This window comes from Vibrio sp. 10N.222.48.A3 (assembly GCF_041475345.1).
Classification (GTDB): domain Bacteria; phylum Pseudomonadota; class Gammaproteobacteria; order Enterobacterales; family Vibrionaceae; genus Vibrio; species Vibrio tasmaniensis_A.
This window is the reverse complement of the sequence record NZ_JBFRVX010000542.1, coordinates 1-4,871: the sequence shown is the minus strand read 5'-3', so window position 1 is coordinate 4,871 and position 4,871 is coordinate 1. Positions and strand designations below refer to the sequence as shown.

Annotated in this window: 3 protein-coding genes and 1 pseudogene; all 4 read left to right on the top strand. The window is 44.1% G+C overall.

What is annotated here, in order from left to right:
- Positions 1–288: pseudogene (locus AB4653_RS15640) on the top strand (hypothetical protein); the annotation flags it as partial.
- A 431-nt stretch (positions 289–719) separates the two neighbouring features.
- Complete coding sequence (locus tag AB4653_RS15635; RefSeq protein ID WP_017091829.1) at positions 720–1,139, top strand: Hsp20 family protein; 420 nt, start codon at positions 720–722, stop codon at positions 1,137–1,139.
- Between the two features lie 178 nt (positions 1,140–1,317).
- Complete coding sequence (dnaK, locus tag AB4653_RS15630) at positions 1,318–3,231, top strand: molecular chaperone DnaK (RefSeq protein WP_372104671.1); 1,914 nt, start codon at positions 1,318–1,320, stop codon at positions 3,229–3,231.
- A 287-nt stretch (positions 3,232–3,518) separates the two neighbouring features.
- Positions 3,519–4,676 (top strand): molecular chaperone DnaJ, encoded by a 1,158-nt coding sequence (gene dnaJ / locus AB4653_RS15625; RefSeq protein ID WP_102258211.1) that lies wholly within the window; start codon positions 3,519–3,521, stop codon positions 4,674–4,676.
- Positions 4,677–4,871: the final 195 nt, after the last annotated feature.

The window sequence follows — 4,871 nt, the reverse complement described above, 5'->3', positions numbered from 1 at the left end:
GAGCAGCAGGCTGATATCGCAGCGTTAAAAGACCAAGGGTTCGTTGAAGCTATCAAGCAGCAGTTTCCGCTATTGGGGTCGCGTCGTTTTGCTTTCCATGAAATCCGTGACTTTTTCATCGAATTAAATGGCGCTGGCTTTGGTGAATGGTTTCTTCACGAGCGAGCGGATCACATCATTCTGTACACCAACTACGGGTCAGTATTTCCAGCATTGCGATTTGTGACAAAGGGGGAGGGGACGTTTAAGTGCTCAGGGTTTTGTTTTGATGTGCGTTTTGGCGCTTAGGGTGTCACATTAAAATACATTATATGCTGACAGATCCAGGCCCGCGATTTGGGTTGTGTGTAGGAATGAGCCAGCGAAGAACCTGTTAGATCGAATCTGACAGAATCGAGCTAGCGCTTTTGCTAAATTAACAATTTATAAATGACCAAAAAAAACTAATGTTAATATTGACAGGTTTCTCTTGGGATAATATTTTAAAAAAACGAACTGACAGATGAAGTTCTTAAGTTGCCCACTTCGCCTTCTTAGGGAAGCTAGGGCAATTGTAATCAAGGAACGTTGACGTTGTAGTATGCGACATTAGCGAGTTCCTTAAACCTGTTAACACCTGGAACATATGTCTTACGGCGCCTACGTGGTGCAATAGAGTCTGTCTCCGGTCTTGGTGTACTAAACACTAAGAACTATTGCTTATTTATGAGGATAGTATTATGCGTAATGTAGATTTTTCTCCGCTATACCGTCATGCCATTGGTTTTGAACGTCTATTTAACCTAGCGGAGAGTAGCACGAATAAGCCATCTTGTAATGGCTACCCTCCATACAACATCGAGCAGAAAGACGAAAACAACTATCGTATTACGATGGCTGTAGCTGGTTTTTCTGAAGATGCACTAACTCTTACCCAGAACGAAAATATGTTAATCGTTTCCGGTGAAGTTCAGCCTGTAGAAACTAAACCTAATTACCTTTATCAAGGGATCGCAGAGCGTAACTTTGAACGTAAATTCCAGATGGCTGACTACGTAACCGTTAAAGCAGCGAGTATGGGAAATGGTTTACTGCACGTAGACCTCGTCCGTGAAGTCCCAGAAGCAATGCAACCCCGTCAGATCTCAATCCACAAATAATGACTGGGGAAACAGGATCGGATAAGGTGATTTTAGTATTCGATTTTACTAACCTTGTCTAAAAATATTGCTGTTTATCACCACTAGAGTGCAAGACTTAAACGCTTGTACTCATATAGAAGAATAGAATTACATATTTTGCATTAGAAAAAATAATTTTAATAAGAGAGGTCTTATTATGAGTAAAATTATCGGTATTGACTTAGGGACAACAAATTCATGTGTTGCCGTACTTGACGGCGACAAACCTCGCGTACTAGAAAATACTGAAGGCGAACGCACAACAGCCTCGGTAATCGCATACACTGAAGGTGAGACGCTAGTTGGTCAACCTGCGAAGCGTCAAGCGGTTACTAACCCTCAAAACACCCTATTCGCTATCAAGCGTCTAATCGGTCGTCGTTTTGAAGATGAAGAAGTTCAACGCGATATCGAAATCATGCCTTTCAACATTGTTAAGGCTGACAACGGTGATGCCTGGGTTGAAGCGCAAGGCCAAAAAATGGCTGCTCCTCAAGTATCTGCTGAAGTTCTTAAGAAAATGAAGAAAACAGCTGAAGACTTCCTAGGCGAAGAAGTAACTGGCGCAGTAGTAACTGTTCCTGCTTACTTCAACGATGCTCAACGTCAAGCAACGAAAGATGCTGGCCGTATCGCTGGTCTAGATGTTAAACGTATCATCAACGAACCTACTGCTGCTGCTCTGGCTTACGGTCTAGACAAGCAAGGTGGTGATCGCACTATCGCTGTATACGACCTTGGTGGTGGTACATTCGATATCTCTATCATCGAAATCGATGAAGTAGAAGGCGAGAAGACTTTCGAAGTTCTTTCAACTAACGGTGATACTCACCTTGGTGGTGAAGATTTCGATAACCGCATGATCAACTACCTAGTAGATGAGTTCAAGAAAGAGCAAGGTATCGACCTTAAAGCTGATCCACTAGCAATGCAGCGTGTTAAAGAAGCAGCAGAAAAAGCGAAAATCGAGCTTTCTTCTACTACTCAAACTGACGTAAACCTACCTTACGTTACTGCAGATGCGACTGGTCCTAAGCACATGAACATCAAAGTGACTCGCGCGAAGCTTGAGTCTCTAGTTGAAGACCTAGTTCAACGTTCTCTTGAGCCACTAAAAGTTGCTCTAGCAGATGCTGACCTATCTGTAGGCGAAATCACTGACGTTATCCTAGTAGGTGGTCAGACTCGTATGCCTATGGTTCAAGCTAAAGTAACTGAATTCTTCGGTAAAGAGCCACGTAAAGACGTGAACCCTGACGAAGCTGTTGCAATGGGTGCTGCTGTTCAAGGTGGTGTACTAGCTGGTGAAGTTAAAGACGTTCTTCTTCTAGACGTTACTCCTCTATCTTTCGGTATCGAAACGATGGGCGGCGTAATGACTAAGCTTATCGAGAAAAACACAACTATCCCTACTAAAGCGGATCAAGTGTTCTCTACAGCTGAAGACAACCAAAGCGCAGTAACTATCCACGTTCTTCAAGGTGAGCGTAAGCAAGCTACTTACAACAAGTCTCTTGGTCAGTTCAACCTAGAAGGTATCCAACCAGCACCACGTGGCATGCCACAAGTTGAAGTAACATTCGACCTAGATGCTGATGGTATCCTGAACGTATCTGCTAAAGATAAAGCGACAGGTAAAGAGCAGAAGATCACTATCCAAGCATCAGGCGGTTTGTCTGAGGAAGAGATCGAAGCAATGGTTCAAGAAGCAGAAGCTAACAAAGAAGCTGACAAGAAGTTCGAAGAGCTAGTAACTGCACGTAACCAAGCTGACCAAATGATTCACGGCACTAAGAAGCAAGTAGAAGAAGCTGGTGAAGCTCTACCTGCAGACGAGAAAGCTAAAATCGAAGCAGCTATCGAAGCTCTAGAATCAGTTAAGTCTGGTGACGACAAAGAAGCTATCGACGCTAAAGTTCAAGAACTTATGCAAGCAGCTCAAAAGCTAATGGAAATTGCTCAACAGAAAGCTCAAGCTGAACAAGCTGGTGCTGACGCTGGTGAACAACCTAAGCAAGACGACGATGTGGTAGACGCTGAGTTCGAAGAAGTAAAAGAAGACAAAAAATAATTTCGTCGCAGAGTAGCCTGATTTCGTTGTCGGAAGTGCTCACCTACTAGCGTAGGCTCCGCGCTTCCTCCTAGAACTCAAGCTACTTGCTTAGAAATTCATTGTCTCAAAGACTTATTATTGCGGGCGTCAGAGGTAACTCTCACGCCCGTAAATTTGTATTTAGACTTGTCGATCTAGATAATAGCTTTATTCGGCGTTTCAGCCGGCAGAACTTTTATCTAGATTGATACACAGACTGCTGAAGTGAACATTCGGCAGTAGCAATTATTTTGGTGACCTAGAACATGTCAAAACGTGATTTTTACGAAGTATTAGGCGTAAGCCGCGATGCATCAGAGCGCGATATTAAAAAAGCGTACAAACGCTTAGCGATGAAATTCCACCCAGACCGTAACCAGGGTGATGACAGCGCAGCAGACAAATTTAAAGAAGTAAAAGTAGCGTACGAGATCCTAACCGATGCTCAAAAGAAAGCAGCTTACGACCAATACGGCCACGCAGCTTTTGAACAAGGTGGCATGGGTGGCGGCGGTTACGGCGGCGGTTACGGCGGCGGTGGCCAAGGTGACTTCGGCGATATCTTCGGTGACGTATTTGGCGATATCTTCGGCGGCGGTCGTCGTGGCGGCGGTCAAGCGCGTGCTCAACGTGGTTCTGATTTGCGTTACAACATGGAGCTTTCTCTAGAAGAAGCCGTTCGTGGTGTATCTAAAGAGATTGAAGTACCAACACTTGTTGAATGTGACATTTGTGATGGTAGCGGCGCGAAAGCGGGTTCTTCTGCACAAACGTGTGGTACTTGTCATGGCCACGGCCAGGTACAAATGCGCCAAGGTTTCTTTGCGGTTCAACAGACTTGTCCTACTTGTAACGGTAAAGGCAAGATCATCAAAGACCCATGTAACTCATGTCATGGTCAAGGTCGCAAACAGAAGACGAAAACGCTTAACGTTAAGATCCCAGCAGGTGTTGATACTGGTGATCGCATTCGTCTATCTGGCGAAGGCGAAGCAGGAGAGCACGGCGCTCCAGCTGGCGACTTGTACGTACAAGTACACGTAAAAGAGCACAACATCTTTGAGCGTGACGGCAACAACCTTTACTGTGAAGTGCCAGTTAGCTTCACAATGGCAGCGCTAGGCGGTGAAGTTGAAGTTCCTACATTAGATGGCCGTGTAAACCTTAAAGTACCTGAAGAGACACAAACGGGCCGTATGTTCCGTATGCGTGGCAAAGGTGTGAAAGGCGTTCGTGGCGGCGGTGTGGGTGACCTAATCGTTAAGCTAGTGGTTGAAACACCGGTTAAGCTAAGCTCTCGTCAAAAAGAACTACTGCGTGAATTTGAAGAAACATGTTGTGGTGAAGCTGCAAGCAAGCACAAGCCAAAATCTGAAGGTTTCTTCAGCGGCGTGAAAAACTTCTTTGATGACCTAACTAAGTAATCAACTGATTAGATAAATAGGTTATTGACACGTTAAGTTGTTGATCTTTAAATTATTGATACTTCAATTTAATGATAAAAGTAGAAAAGCCTGCTCATGTAGCAGGTTTTTTTGTGTCTATAGATTTGTGTTTTTTGATTGGTATAAAAGAAGCTCATAGCAAAAATAATCGAAATTTTTCAGATCACCCCCTAG

Bases quoted from the DNA above. Each gene is read 5' to 3' on its own strand.
- AB4653_RS15635 (WP_017091829.1), top strand. From the start codon at position 720: ATGCGTAATGTAGATTTTTCTCCGCTATACCGTCATGCCATTGGTTTT.
- dnaK (WP_372104671.1), top strand. From the start codon at position 1,318: ATGAGTAAAATTATCGGTATTGACTTAGGGACAACAAATTCATGTGTT.
- dnaJ (WP_102258211.1), top strand. From the start codon at position 3,519: ATGTCAAAACGTGATTTTTACGAAGTATTAGGCGTAAGCCGCGATGCA.